Source organism: Desulfatiglans parachlorophenolica, from assembly GCF_055394735.1.
In genome coordinates, this window is sequence record NZ_AP042460.1 from 4,748,635 (window position 1) to 4,764,061 (window position 15,427).

Below are 15,427 nucleotides of genomic sequence, written 5' to 3' on the forward strand. Positions count from 1 at the left end.
ACGAGTGATTTGTCCCTGTTATCAGATGGCATTGGCCAAGGCAACTGAACTGGCAAAAGTGGAAATTGCGGCGATCACAAACAGAGGAATTTTCATATTACGAAAATTCTTGTCTTTCATAATTTTTCATCTCATCGGCCTCACTTGAGTAGATTTCATTCAAAGCCACGTCCTTCACCTTCTTCTTCATAGGTCACCCCGTCACGGATGTGATAAATGCGCTTAAAGGTTGGAATGATTTTTTCGTCGTGGGTGACGACAATAATGGCGGTCTCGAATTTTTGAGCCATATCGTTCAATATCCGAATTACAGCCAGGGCGCGCTCGCTGTCAAGCGGGGCGGTCGGTTCATCGGCCAGTATTACCGGGGGACGATTGACCAGGCCACGTGCAATAGCCACTCGTTGCTGTTCTCCACCAGAAAGTTGCGATGGCATGGCCTTGGCGCGATGTTTCACATCAAGCGCTTCAAATAATTCCATTGCACGAGTACGCGCCTCGGCGTTTGGCATTCCAGCCAGCATGGGCAGAAGGGCGACGTTGTCGGTGACGTCGAGGAAAGGAATCAAATAAGGTGCTTGGAATACAAAGCCGATCCGGTCCCGCCGCAAGGCACGAAGGTCTTTGACCTTCCAGCCATCGTCATAAATGACGTCATCCCCGAGTATCATTTTTCCGGCGGTTGGCTCGATCACCGCTCCCAAACATTTAAGGAGCGTACTCTTGCCAGATCCAGAAGGACCTATCAGTCCAACAACCTCACCAGGCGCAACGTGCATGTCGACCGTCTTCAGGGCATCAACGGAGGTATCGCCGCTTCCGTAACGTTTTTTTAACCCCTGGATACGAATACCTTTAGCTGTCATGTCAGCCCCCTATGGCCTCGGCCGGATCGACCATCAGCGCTGCGCGAATAGCGATAATGCTCGATAATACACAGATCATAACTACGGCGATAAAGCCCATAACGGAGTCGAGTGGTTGCAGCAGCACATATTTGGGGAAGATTGGCGCCATCAATAAAGTTGCCGAGATCTTGCCCACCACAAAGCCGATCAAACCTAATGCGATGGACTGTTGCATGATCATGCCGACAATGGTGCGATTCCTGGTGCCGATTAGCTTTAGAACGGCAATTTCACGAATTTTCCCGAGCGTCAGGGTGTAGATGATGAAGGCGACAATGGCGGAGCTGACAATCGAAAGGATCACCAGGAACATGAAGATCTGTCTGGCGGAGGTAGCGATCAGCTTGCCAACCAGGATCTCTTCCATTTGGCTGCGGGTGTACACGGTTAAGCGCTTCCAGCGGCGGATCGACTCAGCTACTTCTTCCGGGTCATGGCCTGCTTCAACCCGGACTAAAACTGAATTGACGTAGGGGTTGGTGCTTTGGGAGGCAATAACCGCATCAAGCAGACCTGGCACTCCGGGCCGGTTGAAGGCAGGGTTCTCGGCCGTGCGTCGACGCTGCTCTCGGATGGCGTCATTATCCTTTAGGAACTGGGCCTCCTGGGCGTCTTTAAGAGGAATGAACACCATAGGATCTCCATTGGAGGAGACCATCCTCCTCGTCAGCCCGACTACGGTGTATTGGTTACGGCGGACCTTGATACGTTCACCAAGTTTAAATCCGGAAGCGACATCGGCGACGGCCTCGTAGTGGCTCCGGGTAATCTGACGTCCAGCGACCAGGTAGGGCGGCCAGCCGGGTGTCCCAGGCTCTCCAGGAGTGACGCCAGTAACCATGGCACGCACGTCACCTTCTTGCTGGCGCACCTGCATGGTGAGATAGGTGATATTGGCCACCTGATCCACGCCCGGCATGCCGCGAATCCCACGCCAGATATCATCATAGAGGCTTGATGACTCAGCGTAGGGACCAAGGGTGTCCTTCTGTACCACCCAGAGATCAGCACCGCTATTGTCGAGCAACACTTTGGCGTCATCCACCATGCCACGATAAATCCCCGCCATAGACAGTGTGATGCCGATCAGCAGCCCAAGACCCATGCCGGTAAAGACGAATTTTCCCCAAGAGTGCATGATGTCGCGCCCTGCTAAACTGATCATTGGGTCACCCCCTGAAGATGTTCAACGACGTGGATCCGGCTGTGCTTATTCAAGGCGTTTTCGCAGTAGGCTACTACTTGGTCGCCAATCTTGAGCCCTTCCCGTACCTGGACAAAGCCCTCCAAATCAGCAATCCCCAGTGAAACTGGTGCAAAGCGAAGATCGCCTTTGATGACCTGCCACACGCCCAATCTGCCATCAATGTGATGGATAGCAGCATTAGGGATAACCGGTGCCGCCGCAAGCGTCGGTAAGGTAATCGTGATTTCGGCCAGTTCGCCGATGGGTGGCATCGGATCAGGAATTCGATCGAAGACAACCTTGGCCAGTGTTTCTTCAGTTACTGCGTCTGCCAATGGTTCGACTCTCAGTACACGTCCAGCCTTCAGCTCACCTGCCTGAGAACGTAATGTGATCTGGGCTGATAAATCGGCGGCGAGACCTCGCGTATGGATTTGATCGAAGCGGACATTGACCCACAGTGTGCTCGGGTCGATCAGCTCCACGACAGTCTGACCTGGAACCACGGTGGTTCCAGGGTCGGCATCACGCGAAACGACCAAGCCGTTAACTGGCGCAATCAGAAACAAATTATTGCGCTGCGCCTCTAACGCTTCTCGCTCGGCACGTAAGCGGGATAGCTCCTCCCGTGCCGCAGTCAGCCCTGCTTCCGCAACCAACAGTTCTTGTTGTTTATTGGCTACCACTTCCTCACTGGTGGAGCGCGCTTTAAGTAACTGCTCGTAACGTAAAGCCTGTGTCTGCGCATAATTTTTACGTGCCTGTGCTTCGCTTAATTGGGCGTTTGCTTGTTTTAGGGAGGCATCCTGAGCTTTAATAGTTGCATCAAGATCCACCGGGTCCATTTCGCCAAGCACTTGCCCCGCCTTGACACGCTCACCTACGTTTACATCCAAACGTTTGACCCGCCCGGTAAATGTTGGACCAATCTTGTAGGTGTAACGAGCCTCAATAGTTCCGATGCCGAATAGTGCCGGTGAGATACTCTTTTTCTCGACTGTGACCAATACAACTGATACCGGAGCAAGAGGGCCCGAACGCAAGGCCACATAGATAAAAAGCACAAGCAGAGGAACAATTACAGCTATCAGCGCCAGTGTACGTTTTTGGAAAAGCAATCTTTTCATAATGCACTCCTGATGCCCCGTTGATAGATGGCAAAAACTTTCGGTGCGTTGCGGCGCATATGGCTCACATCTCCAGCTATCAACGACTGCATGACCAATCCTTGAATGGTGCCGATGAAGAGCGTGGCCGCAGCCTCGTTATTAAATTTTCTGTCAAGCTCACCGCAGGTTTTTCCTTGTTCAAACAAACGATTGAGGCGCTCCCCATAACGGCGGAGGAGCGTCTGTGCCATCCGCTTGGGCGCGGTTTCTTCTGAGCGTTGCAATTCACCGAACAACATGCGGGGAATACCGGGATGCTCTGTTATAAAGTCCACATGCGCCATAAACATGTCTTCAAGTGCGGCAAGAGGGGATGATTTTGCGTGTACTGCCTTTTCAATGCGAGACAACAAACGTTCGGCGACCCATTCCATAACGGCCTGTAAAATGGCATCTTTATTGGTAAAATGGCGGAAAAGTGCCCCCTGAGTTAATCCCATGCGCTTGGCGATGGCCGCCGTGGTAATTTCACTTGGGTTTTGTTCTCCAGCCAGCTCGACCACCGTCTCAACAGTTACCGTTCGTCGTTCTTCGGCGGGGAGATGTTTGCTTGATACACGCATATGAACCTCCGGTGAATGAAGTAAGTAATTAATTACTATCTTCATTCACCAGAGGTCCTTTGTCAATAGTTTTTTTTCGAAAAATGCTTCTTGGCTTTAGAAAGCAAAAGCCAATTCGGGACCGAATTGGGGATCTGAGCCGATGCCCGAAAACCACGGATAGCGCGCTGTTTCAATCTATCGTATGTCCTCGTTGGGGGAGAGCTTGTCGAGGTGGGTGGGCACGAGGTTGGTCTCCAGAAACCAGTTCCCAGAGCGGGCGGTCCCGAACTTGTCCTTGGTCAGTATCTCTAAAGGCAGGTGGAAGCGCGGTAGAGCTTGTCCCGCCACTGCTCGGTCATGCTGCCGGGGCAGACCACCAGGCAGCGCTGCAGATCCCCCCGGGCGATCAGCTCCTTCATCAGCAGGCCGGCCATGAGGAGCCGCAGGGGCTGCCTTTTTCCACCACCTCGACTCGTTCTTCGTCCTGGCGGTAAAGCAGCTCATTTTCCACCTTGCCGGCGGGGGTCTTGTAGGTCAGTTCAACGACGTCGGAGCCATGCCATAAGGTATTTGCGACCGTCACCGGCGCATCGGGAAGGATTCCTCTCAAAGCTGCGTGGGTTTGGAGATCTTCAAGTCTGCTCAATTCTTACGTCCCCGATATCCATGGTCCAGCATGAATGATCGCAAGATCAGAGCCTGGTTACCCGGTACGAGAGTTTTTGTGGACTTTGGCGGCAGGGCGATCCAGGGCGTGGAGTCGATGATGCAGCCCTGGTTGAAGATGGCCACGGAAGTATGATGATTTTTACAAATAGTCAAGAAGGAAAAGCCGTTTTAATTAAGGCAACAGCTTCGCAAATTTTTAAATCTTGGATGGAATTCAGGCGATTGGGCCATGCTCCGGCCAGGGTTCATTACGCAAACCGTGCCGGATATTGGTGCCCCGCCGGGTGGATGAGTGTCGGGAAGGAGCAACGGTCATGGGGTCGATTCGAAAGCCTTCCATCGCCAAAAAAACCTTCCACTATCGTTCCATAGGGGACCAAAAAACAGAAAAGGCTTACCGCTCGGTTACGGTAAGCCTTTGAATTTCCTGGTGGGCCAGGAAGGAGTCGAACCATCGACCAATTGATTAAGAGTCAAATTTTAATAAATTCACGCATTGTCACCAGTTGACACTTACATATTGACATTCCAATATCTTATCCACTAAGATGTTTCATGGGATGTCACCAAGAGGCACCCTATTTCCTGTATTTTTTATGGATAGATTATGGATAAAATTCCGGGGGTGCGACGATGGCGGAAAAACGAGTGGTAGCGCGTCCTGGCGTGCGATACAAGGTCCATAAGACCCGAAAGCATAGCGTCGGCTTTGACCGTTACTGGTCCATCTACTTTCGCTACAACAGGAAGAACTACGAGGAAGGGTTGGGCTGGAGTTCTGAGGGTTGGACCGAGAAGAAGGCGGCGGCGGTTCTGTCCGAGCTTCAGGAGAACCAGCGGCTAGGCAAGGGGCCGAAGACCCTTCGGGAGAAGCGGGAGCTGGACGAGCAGGCCCGGCAGGAGGAAGCGGCAGCCAAGGATCAGGCAGAGAGAAACAATCTGACCTTCGGTGAGTTCTTTCTAAAACATTATCTGCCAGCGGCGGAGATGGTAAAAAAGGGCGGGTCCATCAAAGCTGAGAGGAGTATTCATCGCACCTGGTTGCACCCTGCCCTAGGCGATATGAGGCTGCGCGACATAGCCCCGATCCAAATTGAGCGGATCAAGAAGGCGATGCTGGAAGCTGGCCGGTCCCCCAGGAGTATTGAGTATGTCCGAGCTATCATCCGGCAGGTTTGGAACCAGGCCCGGCGGGATGGCTACGTTGGCACCGACAGCCCCACGCGTCATGTCAAGGTCCCCCGGCGCGACAACCGGCGGCTGCGTTTCTTGAGCCCCCTGGAGGCTCAAATGCTCATCGAGGCCCTGGAAGAGAAGAGTTGCCAGCTGGCGCGGATCGCGGCCTTGAGCTTAAATGCTGGCCTTCGGTTCGGGGAGATTGCAGCGCTTCGATGGGGTGATGTAGACCTGGAAAACGGTGTGCTGACGCTCAGGAACACGAAAAATAGCCGGACGAGGGCGGCTTTCCTGAATGACCAAATGCGGTCCATGTTTTCGAAGATGGACCAGGGGGAAAAAGACGCCCTTGTCTTTCCGAGCGAACGGGGCGGACAAATGGGACAGGTCTCCGCTTCATTCATGCGGACGGTGGATGAGCTAGGCTTCAATGACAATGTGACGGACCAAAACGGAAAGCTGGTCTTTCATTCCCTGCGGCATACCTTTGCAAGCTGGCTTGTCATGGACGGAACAGGCTTGCCTGTGGTCAAGGAACTGCTAGGACATCAAAGCATTGCTATGACTGAGCGTTATTCGCATCTGACGAACGGGGCGCTTCAAGCTGCGGTAAACCGCCTGGGAAGGCCGAAACAAGTCCAGGGTGAAAAGATTGTCCAGCTAAGGAAAGCGAACGGGCATTGAAAGGGGAAATGGATGTCTGAAGAAAAGGAAATCTACGTCCATATTGTCCATGATTGGGCGTCAGCCCCGCGCTTTCTACCGGGCGATGAGGTTGAAGTTGTGCCGCTTTCCAGGGGCGAAAAGGCCGAATGGGAAGCATGGTACCTTTGCGATATTGACCACCACATGGTCTTTGTGCGCCAAGATGAGCTTGAAGAATATGAGCAGATGGCCGAGAACTTCACCGTCCTTGGATGGGTATTGGACATGAAACCAAACTTGGATTTAAGTTGACGAAGTTTTAACAGTTTCCCCGGCCTAGCTGGACGCAGCGAAAACCGCCATTCCTGGGGCGGCTGGCCGGGGAATCCCACCAGGGGCGCACCATGCCAAAGAAAATCAATCCGCCTGATAGATGGGGCTACCTGGGCCATGTAGGCGACGAACAGGCGCTAGAAAAGGCCCTTGTCCTTCCGCGATTCTTCGGGCTGCAATTATCCTCCGCCCAAGAGGACCGTTACAGGCGCACATTAGAGACCTTCCTGATAAGCTATCCTCAATTCCAAGGGAAACCCACCTACCGGGAAAGGGTGTCCGCCCTGAAGCAGTTGCTTCGGAAAAAGACCTTCAATGACCGGCTGAAGCGCCTAGATTACGCCACAGCGCGAGCTTTGAAGCTGACCCAACATCAGCCATATCTTGCCAGAAAAAAGCCTTCCACAGAGGCCACAGCGTTGATACAGGAGCGGGCTAAGGCCGAACTGGAAAGGCTGCTTTCCGAGAAAGGCAAACAGGGCCCGCCCGAAAAGCATCATCACCTGAAAAGGCTCTTGGAAGACCTGATAGAGCTATGGACGGACGCTACCGGGAAACGCCCACCTTTGAGCTATGAAAAACCCCATGCTTTTTTTCCTTCCTGACCGATCTGCTTGACCTGCTGGATTATCCCTGGCGGGCCGGAGACCCTTCCGAAGATAACGAAGAAACCGCCCTGCGCCGGTTGCTCAACCGGGAACTCGAAAAAAAATAACCCTGCCTGAAAAAAAACGCTGATTGGCCCGGAAAAGGTACGTTTGTGTCCCCCGACAAAGCGGCTCTTGTTGTCTATCCTCACGAAAAGCTTTTGGAAATCACCATATACGAAGGAGGATACGCAATGGAAAAAGCTGAAATCATGAAGAAAATTAGGGCAGAGCTGCCGGCGGCATTCGCCCGCTCAGAGGTGCCGAAATTGATCCCTGGAATTTCGAAGGGGGCCTTGGCAAATGCCGACTGCCTCGGCGCAGGGCCGGCAGGGCGCTTCAAGGTGGGACGTCGGGTCTATTACGAAAGAGACGCTTTTATCGAGTGGCTTCAATCGCGGGGCGGAGCGGAAGGCTAATGGCTGTGGGCGGTTTCGTAAAACTTCCCAGGCACGTCGCCACGTCGCCAGTGTTTCGCGACGCCGAGCTGCTCCGGCTGTACATTTGGTGCCTTTGCAAAGCCGCATGGAGGGACCAAACTGAATCCGTCCGTGTTGGGCGCGGGCATGTCAGCGTAAAACTTCTTCCTGGGCAATTCGTTTTTCAGAAAAGCGCGGCGGCTAGAGAGCTAGGTGGCGACCCTGTCACCATCTGGCGGCGTATGAAGCGCTTGGAGGAGATGGGGTTTATTGCAATCAAGGTGCAACGCCAATTTTCCATAATTTCTGTAATAAATGCGAATACTTACAAAGAGGAAACCTTTGATGATGCAACACCGATGCAACGCCTAACTCGCGAAATGTGCAACACCAAACAGGACGAAAATTCATTACAAAACAATGGTTTAGAGAGTAAGCCTGAATTTTCTGCAACGCCTAATTCGCCAAATGTGCACCGGAAGAAATACTTAGAAGAAATAAAGAAAAAACCTACATCCCCCCAAGGGGGTGACGGTTTTGATCTGTTTTGGTCGAAATATCCCCGGAAGATCGGAAAACAGGCAGCGCTGAAGGCTTGGAAGCGAACAGCAAGTATCCGGCCTTCCTTGGATGATCTTTGTGCGGCCCTAGAATGTCAGAAGCGTTCGCCGCAATGGCAGAAGGACGGCGGCCAATACATCCCGTACCCCTCAACCTGGCTAAACGCTGGCCGCTGGGAGGATGAAATCCAAGACGAGCCAGAGGACGATTGCACGTTCTTCCGGCCATACTTGAGAGGTAAATCATGAAAACCCTTCCATCCGCAACGAACAGCGAAAGAATTGTGATTGCAGCCCCGTTGATGCGCGAGGACGCCCTTCCCGAAATCCTAGCCCAACTCCGCCCGGATGACTTCGCGGATCGGCGGCACCGAGCGCTTTTCGAAACCTACCGGGCTATCCACGAAGCGGGCGCTCCGCTCGATCTCCCGACCATTGTGCGCGAACTGGAAAGGTCAGGGAACCTGGAAACGGCGGGCGGGAAAGCCTATCTCGCTGACCTGATCGAAGCGGTGAGCACGACGGCGGGGCTAGATCACCACATAGGCGAAGTCAAGACCGCGAAGCAGCGCCGAGCCTTCTTGGAGCTTTCTGACCGGATTCGCCGGGCGGTTGACGAGGGCGAGGACCCCGAGAGTGTCAACACTATGATTCGGGATGCCGGAGTCAAGATCGTGTCCGCCCGCCGGAGCGGGGTCGTCCCGGTCAGGGATGCAGTCGCCCAGGCCGTGAAGGAAATCGAGGCCAGCACCAAAGGCGACGACGGCGGCGCTATCGAAACGGGCCTGATCGAGCTAGACCGAAAGCTAGGCGGAGGCCTGCGGCCTGGGGAATTGATTATCATAGCGGCCCGACCTGGCATGGGCAAATCCGTTCTTGCTGCAAACATTGCGGAGCGGTGCTCGAAGCCGGTGCTCGTTTTCTCGCTGGAGATGACCAGCTCGGAGATTGGCAAGCGCATGCTGGCGAGCGCGGGCCGTGTTGATTATGGGAAAATCCGCGAGGGGAATCTCCTTGATGGGGATTGGGAGAGGATCATAGCAGCCGCGAACCGCCTTTCCGGGCGTCGGATTTTTTTCGAACAACGAGCGAGCCTCACCGTGGAGGATGTCTGTGATGTGGCGGAACGCCATGTCCTCAGGGAAGGCGTTGGGCTGATCGTTGTGGATTATCTGCAATTGATGCGGACCCGGAAGCGGGGCGAAAGCCGAGAGCGCGAGGTGGCGGAGATCAGCCGGAGGCTGAAGGTCTTGGCGCTTGATCTTCGTGTTCCTGTGGTGTGCCTGTCCCAATTAAACCGGGAGTCCGAACGGCGCGGGGGCAAGGGCGAGGACAAATTGCCCTGGCCGATGCTGAGCGATCTTCGGGAAAGCGGGGCTATCGAGCAGGACGCCGATGTGGTCGTTTTTATCTTTCGGCGTAGTATGTACTCGAAAAATTTTCCCGAGACCGACGCCAACCTTGTAATCGCCAAAGGCCGGAACTCGCGGCTTGGCATCGTGCAGGTCATGTTTGATGGACGGCACCAACGATTCACCGACGCGGAAATTCCGCCAGAATGGAGCTAAAGATGTCCAGCATGCCAGGCTACTATGGACCAAAGCAATATCGTTGATCTCCGTGGAGATTTGGAAGCCAGAGGGCGCTTTCAGAGGTCAGAAACAAGGGGCAAGTCGAATCCTTATCGTGACCTTCAGCGATTAGGTCAGGATGATTTCAGGATAGCAAGGCGCATTTCCCTGAATGATGAAAGCGCTTGCTTCGATATTGACACCGGATGCCCCGGCTATCAATACAACATCGAATATGTGCGTTGCAACACACCTGAAAAAATACTCCAATGGGTTGTCCAGCTATCAGCGAAACAATGGGTCACAAGAGAACTGATCGGGGAATTTGTTCAAAAGGCTATGCAGCGAATCAGGATGAACCCTTATGGATGCTAGCTCGCTAGCTAGCTAGCAGGAAGGAGGAACAGGCTATGTCTGTCAGAAACTTTGAAGCAAGAATCCGAAAGCTGGAAGGTCAAGATGCTGCGGCTATTCCGCCTACTCCGCCCGAATATGATTATGCAGCGGATCAGCGCTTCAGCCTACTTGACGAAATCATGGAACTGGAGCGCCAGGGCGGGAAGGTGCCTGAAGCGAAGAGAAAAGCCTTCGAGGAAGCAGACACCACCTTCTGGAAACATCATCGTCGGTTTACAGCCTGGGCCAGCAAAGCCCGGATTGTGGAGAAAAGCGGCACGTTATTCTTCGAGGCTGTCAATGATCACCCTAATAGAGCCACCCATGATCGCCTTAATGGAGCCATTAAAAAGTGGCGGAAAAGGGTCTCGGGGCGCCTGTCAAATCAACCGATTTCACCCCCTTTCTGACCTGGTGTTTTTTGCGTTTTGGAGCAGGTGATTTTTTGGTCTTTCTGAGTCCCCCGTGGGGATCTGTAGCTTTTGCCCTCGAGCATGACTTTGTAGGCACCGTGCCGAAGCCTGTCGATGGTGGCTGCCCCGAGGATACGGTTGGGGAAGGCGTCGGTCCACTCTGGAATATCGAGGTTCGAAGTCACGATGGTGCTTTTACGTTCATAGCGTTCGGCAATGACGTCATGGAAGTCTTCGTCCTGGCTGCCCTTGAGGGGCTTGAGGCCGAAGTCGTCGATGATGAGCAGATCGACGCCGGCCAGTTTGGCGAACTGGCGGTCAAAGGCGTTGATGGCCCTGGCTGCATGCAGCTGCGCGAGCATTTTGCTCTGGGTCGTAAAGAGGACATCATGCCCGGCGCGGATGGCGCAATGGCCCAGGGCCTGCGCGATATGGCTCTTGCCGGTCCCGCAGGGCCTCACGATGAAGATGCAGACCTTCTCCTGCATGAAACGGCAGGAGGCAAGATCCATGATCAGGCTGCGGTTGATGTGGGGGTTGAAGGTGAAGTCGAACTCCTCCAGGGTTTTGTGATTGCGGAAGTTGGCCCGGCGCAGTGCCGAGGCCAACTTCTTCTGGGTTCTGCGGGCCACCTCGTCCTGGATGATGGTGGCGAGGAAATCCATGTAGGAGAGTTTCTCGTCGATAGCCTGGCGGTTGCGGCTCTCGATAGAATCAAGAATGCCTGAGAGGCGCAGTTGCTTGAGCATGGGGATCAGATCCGGCATGGGATTCATGGGCGCCTCCTTTGTCAGTGAACCTGAAGCTCAGAGCGTTTTCTGATGAACCGGCCCGATGCCTGGTAGACCGAAGCGAGCGCAGGCTGTGGTTCCTCTTTGAAGGGGACCTGATCGAGTCCTTTCTCGAGGATGGTCTTGACGGCCCGGTAGCGGGGGTTATCGAAGTGCAGGGCCCTCTCACAGGCCTCTTCGAGCCTCCCGGCGCCATACTTCTTGCCGAGGCGGATGACGCCCTGCGCGGCCCGCAGATTATCGAGGACACGGTTGCTAAAAAGTCTGCGGATCAGGCGGTGGCAGTGCTCGCCGACCAACTCAGCCTGCTTGAGGCACCATTGCGGATCCTGCAGTTTATAGGCCAGGGCCTCGGGTGGAAGATGTTCGTCCACTGTAGCGTGTCTTCCAGGGGTGTAGAGGCGAGGATGAACCGCCACAAGCTCAAAGTCCTTGTAAAGCTTCACGGTCTTCTCCGTTGCCTTGAGCCAGAGCTTGCGGTGCACGAGGCTGAAGGGCGCCGAGTAATAGGCCTTCTCGAACTGCACATGGCAGTTGGCATGGACCTTGGCGTGCGTCCATACGGCCATCTCCGGTGCGACGTCGGGCAAAAGCTTCAGGAACACTTTCTCGGTTTCGGCGAAAACGCTCAAAGGCTTCTGTCTGGTCGTGCCATGAATCCGGTTGCCTGCCTCCTCGAGCACCCACCGCTGGAGTTGCTCGTTGGCATCGCGGAGGCTGCGGAACTCTCGCAAGGGCAAAAAACTCCTTTTGATGTACTTGACCCCGCTCTCCACCCGGCCCTTTTTCTTCGGATCCCGAGGCGGGCAGGGGCTGATCAGGAAGCCGTAGGCCTCCGCAAGGTCCCCGTAAGAGCGCTGTACATCAGGGTCATAATAACATGCACGGGTAATCGCGCACTTCGGGTTGTCGATAATCACTTTACAGGGAATCCCATTGAAAAACTCAAAAGCATGGCGGTGAGAGCAAAGCCACGTTTTGACCGTCTGGTCCAGAACCAGTTCGGCATACTGGTGGCGGCTGTAGCAGAGTGTCATGACAAAAATCCAGGTCTTGAGCACTTCGCCGGTAAACACATCCGTAATGGTCGGACCCGTTCCGAAGTCCACCTGTGCAGCCTCGCCGGGCTCAAAATCGAGCACGCAGCTTGCCTGTATGTTGCGCTTATCAAGTTTCTGCAGGAAACGCCGCACAGAGGAGTAGCTGCCGGCAAACCCGTGGCTGTTAAGCGCCCGGTGAATCGTCGTTCCGCAAATACCCTCCTGCCACCATTGCTTGACTTGACTTTCAAACGGTTCAATCAAAGACGGCTGAGCCGCTCGCTCCGTGCTACTCTCAAACAATTTGCCCAAGACCTGATCCTCAGGGAGAGGAACGGCCGACAGAAGGCCGTTCCTCTCCGCAACGGCCCCTACCTCGGCACACTTGATCCGGCCCATCAGCCCGCTCTTGGCAATGGCACGGTCGCTTTGCCCCATGCGCATCCGAAAAATAACCTGGCGGTAATGATGCATCTCGAACCTCCTGTTTGCCATGGCAGTCCCTCCCGGAAAATTTTTTCCAGGAAGTCTACCCTATGATGAACTCTTGGTCCGAGACCCTTTCCTTCCTTCAGGCAGAAAACGATTCCTCCACATTGGCTCCATTACCGCGATCATCGACTGGACTCATTAAGGCGATCATGGACTGGCTCCATTACGCCGATCACCAAGTGGCCTCATTAAGCCGATCACGCAGTGGCTCGATTACGGCGATCACATAATGGACTTATATAGGCGATCACTAACAGAGGCCATGCTTCGCCCCGCAGAAGAGCAAGCGGCGGCGGCGATAGAACAGCGGCGTCAAAGGTTCCCGAAGGCCGAAGATTTTGCCTGAAAAAGCTAGAGGGGGGGTACCCCCAGGATTTACCCGCCCCGTCTCTATAAAATACTATCGCGGAAATTCAGGCCGCATTTTTACAAAAACCATCTGCGGCATTCACGCCTGGGTTGTCGAACTGCAAAATCACAGAGGGCATGTCTTTACATATACGAAAGGAAGGAAGACTTCGATGCCAAGCAAGTATGAGGTTCGGATCCGCAGGCTGGAGCAAGCCTTCACGCCGGCCTGCGATGTTCCAAAGGAGTTCATCGAGGATGTCAACAGATATTTCGCCCTGGTCGGCAGGACAGATCCGAATGAGATCTTGCCACCTGAACATGAGGCGGTTCGGCACGGATTCTGGCGATGGCGCCGGCACTCAAGCTGGAAGGATTGGATGCGATCACATGTGGATCCCGCCGAGCACGAAGTACGCCTCAAGACAGCGCTTCGAACAAGACTGGCACCCCGGAAAAACAGCTAGGAACAGCTACAATCGACGATATTGCTTTGGCCTGCACCTAGGGAAGGGTCAGGCCGAGGGCGGCGCTCCTCGTGCCGATTTGAAGATCAAGAGGGGGAGGATAAAATGCGAAAAATTTTGAATGTCGTTTTTCCTGCTGCACTGATAGCATCGGTAACAGCTTTTCTCATCCTGCTCTCAGCATCACGATCATGGAATTTCATTGCTCTCTTCAAGGAATATTCATGATTCGCTCCTTTTTTGTTTAAAGGTTGGTTTTAACCGCCAAACAGAAAAAGACAGGGAAAAGGGGAGGGACAGACGCGGAAGAATTTCTCAGTAAGGATCTTTCATTGGAGGAGAAATTATTATTGCCTATTATGATGCAATATTAGTAAAAATCAAATATCCAAGCACATAGGCGGACCTTCGGGTCCGCCCTATCGCTCCATTGAACAGGGTTCTTAGTTTATCGCTTTTTATTCTTTTTATGCCGATGATCAGAATTTTGACAACAATCTACATATTCAAATCGCAAGGGCAATGCGACAGGTAAACTGATACCCAAACTCTCCTCTGGAATTTCGATAGCGGGCACGAAGTACATTGTATTGGTCCATGTTGGTCCAGTATAAGCACATGTACCATCAATATCCAAATAATACCTCGTTGTTAAATAAGATGGTATTGCATGAACTCCTGTCCAGCATCGGGCACCATTTCTATAAACAACATACATTTTATTAAATGGGATATAAGGCTGGCCTTCACAATTATCACTTTGAAAATACAATTCAGTGAAACATAAATCGCCTGTAATAAGATTTATGCCAATAAATAAACCAGAATTTGGATTGCAGAATACTATAGCGGCATCCGATGGATCATTCACTACAGTATTAAGATGGTGCTTGTTATTAGGCACCAATTCACCCAGATGTTGATCGTTAGCATCATATACTTCGATCACTGCCTGCGCGTTCTGCATATTAGAGATCCCAAAAACAAAAAGCATGAAAAGAAATATCAAAACATACTTATTTCTCATTATTTTCCTCCAATTCGGTATATGTTTACAGCGAGTGGCGATTGTTTGGTAGCGTAGCATATTATACTTTGCGAACCTAGAAAAGCCATTCGATGACCTTTGGTGAATCAAGTATTTGGGGCTTCGAGCCATTTTCATTTAGAAGCTGGCCACCTTTAGCTAAGTAAATGTCCGCAAAAATCTTCAACGGAGCCGACGTGTTTCATGAATTCATCATAGAGTTTTTCAACAACCCTCGATTGACAGACTGAAAGTTAATCCTTACATTTAACGACCATGCTCCTGTTATTAGTGGAGCCTCCAAAAACGCCATACTGGCCGGTGGTTACCATAGCACCTGTGTCTCCGCTTTTTTCTAAAACTTCATAACCTCTTGTTCCACAAATATCTCCAGCTTTTTCATAGCACATGCCCCAATTAAGCGCACTACCTGAACAGTTTATGACATATCCTTCCTCTCCATCAGATGTATATGTTTTCGAGGCAGTAGCACAACCAAAAAGCAAAAGCATGATTGATAATCCGAATATGATGTTTTTCATTGATTCTCCTTTCTCTTGCTATTAAAGAATTAAAATGCAGATTTATAATAACATATAAGAAAATGATCAATATCATAAAGGCA

At 52.6% G+C, this 15,427-nt stretch carries 19 protein-coding genes; 9 read left to right on the top strand and 10 right to left on the bottom strand.

Annotated features, from left to right (window positions below):
* Positions 1-155 precede the first annotated feature (155 nt).
* The 6 genes from ACZ500_RS22030 to ACZ500_RS22055 all read right to left on the bottom strand — a co-directional run bounded on the left by ACZ500_RS22030 (position 156) and on the right by ACZ500_RS22055 (position 4,454).
* The gene (locus ACZ500_RS22030) at positions 156-866 is read right to left on the bottom strand and encodes an ABC transporter ATP-binding protein (RefSeq protein ID WP_464229574.1); all 711 of its coding nucleotides are present in this window, start codon (positions 864-866) and stop codon (positions 156-158) included.
* 1 nt (position 867) lies between these two features.
* Positions 868-2,073, bottom strand: a complete 1,206-nt coding sequence (locus ACZ500_RS22035; RefSeq protein ID WP_464229575.1) for an ABC transporter permease — start codon at positions 2,071-2,073, stop codon at positions 868-870.
* The gene (locus ACZ500_RS22040; protein ID WP_464229576.1) at positions 2,070-3,221 is read right to left on the bottom strand and encodes an efflux RND transporter periplasmic adaptor subunit; all 1,152 of its coding nucleotides are present in this window, start codon (positions 3,219-3,221) and stop codon (positions 2,070-2,072) included. The genes ACZ500_RS22035 and ACZ500_RS22040 overlap by 4 nt, the downstream gene beginning before the upstream one ends.
* A complete protein-coding gene (locus ACZ500_RS22045; protein ID WP_464229577.1) occupies positions 3,218-3,826 on the bottom strand; it encodes a TetR/AcrR family transcriptional regulator in 609 nt (202 codons plus the stop codon). The genes ACZ500_RS22040 and ACZ500_RS22045 overlap by 4 nt, the downstream gene beginning before the upstream one ends.
* A gap of 290 nt (positions 3,827-4,116) precedes the next feature.
* Entirely contained in the window at positions 4,117-4,242 is a 126-nt protein-coding gene (locus ACZ500_RS22050; RefSeq protein ID WP_464229578.1) for a hypothetical protein, read from the bottom strand.
* Positions 4,227-4,454: a hypothetical protein gene (locus tag ACZ500_RS22055; RefSeq protein ID WP_464229579.1), complete on the bottom strand. Its 228-nt coding sequence runs from the start codon at positions 4,452-4,454 to the stop codon at positions 4,227-4,229. The genes ACZ500_RS22050 and ACZ500_RS22055 overlap by 16 nt, the downstream gene beginning before the upstream one ends.
* Before the next feature lie 656 nt (positions 4,455-5,110).
* On the opposite strand from ACZ500_RS22055, the gene ACZ500_RS22060 reads away from it, so the two are divergent.
* The 8 genes from ACZ500_RS22060 to ACZ500_RS22095 all read left to right on the top strand — a co-directional run bounded on the left by ACZ500_RS22060 (position 5,111) and on the right by ACZ500_RS22095 (position 10,634).
* Positions 5,111-6,337, top strand: a complete 1,227-nt coding sequence (locus ACZ500_RS22060) for a tyrosine-type recombinase/integrase (RefSeq protein ID WP_464229580.1) — start codon at positions 5,111-5,113, stop codon at positions 6,335-6,337.
* Positions 6,338-6,349: 12 nt separating this feature from the next.
* Positions 6,350-6,610 (top strand): hypothetical protein, encoded by a 261-nt coding sequence (locus ACZ500_RS22065; protein WP_464229581.1) that lies wholly within the window; start codon positions 6,350-6,352, stop codon positions 6,608-6,610.
* 92 nt (positions 6,611-6,702) lie between these two features.
* Positions 6,703-7,236 carry a hypothetical protein gene (locus ACZ500_RS22070; protein WP_464229582.1) on the top strand — a complete coding sequence of 178 codons (534 nt, stop codon included), beginning with the start codon at positions 6,703-6,705 and terminating at the stop codon, positions 7,234-7,236.
* A gap of 236 nt (positions 7,237-7,472) precedes the next feature.
* Positions 7,473-7,697: a hypothetical protein gene (locus ACZ500_RS22075; RefSeq protein ID WP_464229583.1), complete on the top strand. Its 225-nt coding sequence runs from the start codon at positions 7,473-7,475 to the stop codon at positions 7,695-7,697.
* Positions 7,698-7,939: 242 nt separating this feature from the next.
* Positions 7,940-8,506: a hypothetical protein gene (locus ACZ500_RS22080; RefSeq protein WP_464229584.1), complete on the top strand. Its 567-nt coding sequence runs from the start codon at positions 7,940-7,942 to the stop codon at positions 8,504-8,506.
* Positions 8,503-9,825: a replicative DNA helicase gene (locus ACZ500_RS22085; protein WP_464229585.1), complete on the top strand. Its 1,323-nt coding sequence runs from the start codon at positions 8,503-8,505 to the stop codon at positions 9,823-9,825. Before ACZ500_RS22080 ends, ACZ500_RS22085 begins: the two co-directional genes overlap by 4 nt.
* 24 nt (positions 9,826-9,849) lie before the next feature.
* The gene (locus ACZ500_RS22090; RefSeq protein ID WP_464229586.1) at positions 9,850-10,203 is read left to right on the top strand and encodes a hypothetical protein; all 354 of its coding nucleotides are present in this window, start codon (positions 9,850-9,852) and stop codon (positions 10,201-10,203) included.
* Positions 10,204-10,238: 35 nt separating this feature from the next.
* Positions 10,239-10,634, top strand: coding sequence for a hypothetical protein (locus ACZ500_RS22095; protein WP_464229587.1), 396 nt, complete (start codon positions 10,239-10,241; stop codon positions 10,632-10,634).
* On the opposite strand, the gene istB is transcribed toward ACZ500_RS22095, so the two are convergent.
* Both istB and istA read right to left on the bottom strand, forming a co-directional pair.
* Entirely contained in the window at positions 10,610-11,413 is an 804-nt protein-coding gene (gene istB / locus ACZ500_RS22100; RefSeq protein ID WP_464229588.1) for an IS21-like element helper ATPase IstB, read from the bottom strand. The genes ACZ500_RS22095 and istB overlap by 25 nt on opposite strands.
* Before the next feature lie 14 nt (positions 11,414-11,427).
* On the bottom strand, positions 11,428-12,942 hold the full coding sequence (istA, locus tag ACZ500_RS22105) for an IS21 family transposase (protein WP_464233108.1): 1,515 nt from the start codon (positions 12,940-12,942) through the stop codon (positions 11,428-11,430).
* A gap of 539 nt (positions 12,943-13,481) precedes the next feature.
* On the opposite strand from istA, the gene ACZ500_RS22110 reads away from it, so the two are divergent.
* Complete coding sequence (locus tag ACZ500_RS22110; protein WP_464229589.1) at positions 13,482-13,775, top strand: hypothetical protein; 294 nt, start codon at positions 13,482-13,484, stop codon at positions 13,773-13,775.
* A gap of 448 nt (positions 13,776-14,223) precedes the next feature.
* Here the strand turns inward: ACZ500_RS22110 and ACZ500_RS22115 are convergent, their stop codons facing one another.
* Complete coding sequence (locus tag ACZ500_RS22115) at positions 14,224-14,802, bottom strand: hypothetical protein (protein ID WP_464229590.1); 579 nt, start codon at positions 14,800-14,802, stop codon at positions 14,224-14,226.
* A 254-nt stretch (positions 14,803-15,056) separates the two neighbouring features.
* Positions 15,057-15,344 (bottom strand): hypothetical protein, encoded by a 288-nt coding sequence (locus ACZ500_RS22120; protein WP_464229591.1) that lies wholly within the window; start codon positions 15,342-15,344, stop codon positions 15,057-15,059.
* Positions 15,345-15,427: the final 83 nt, after the last annotated feature.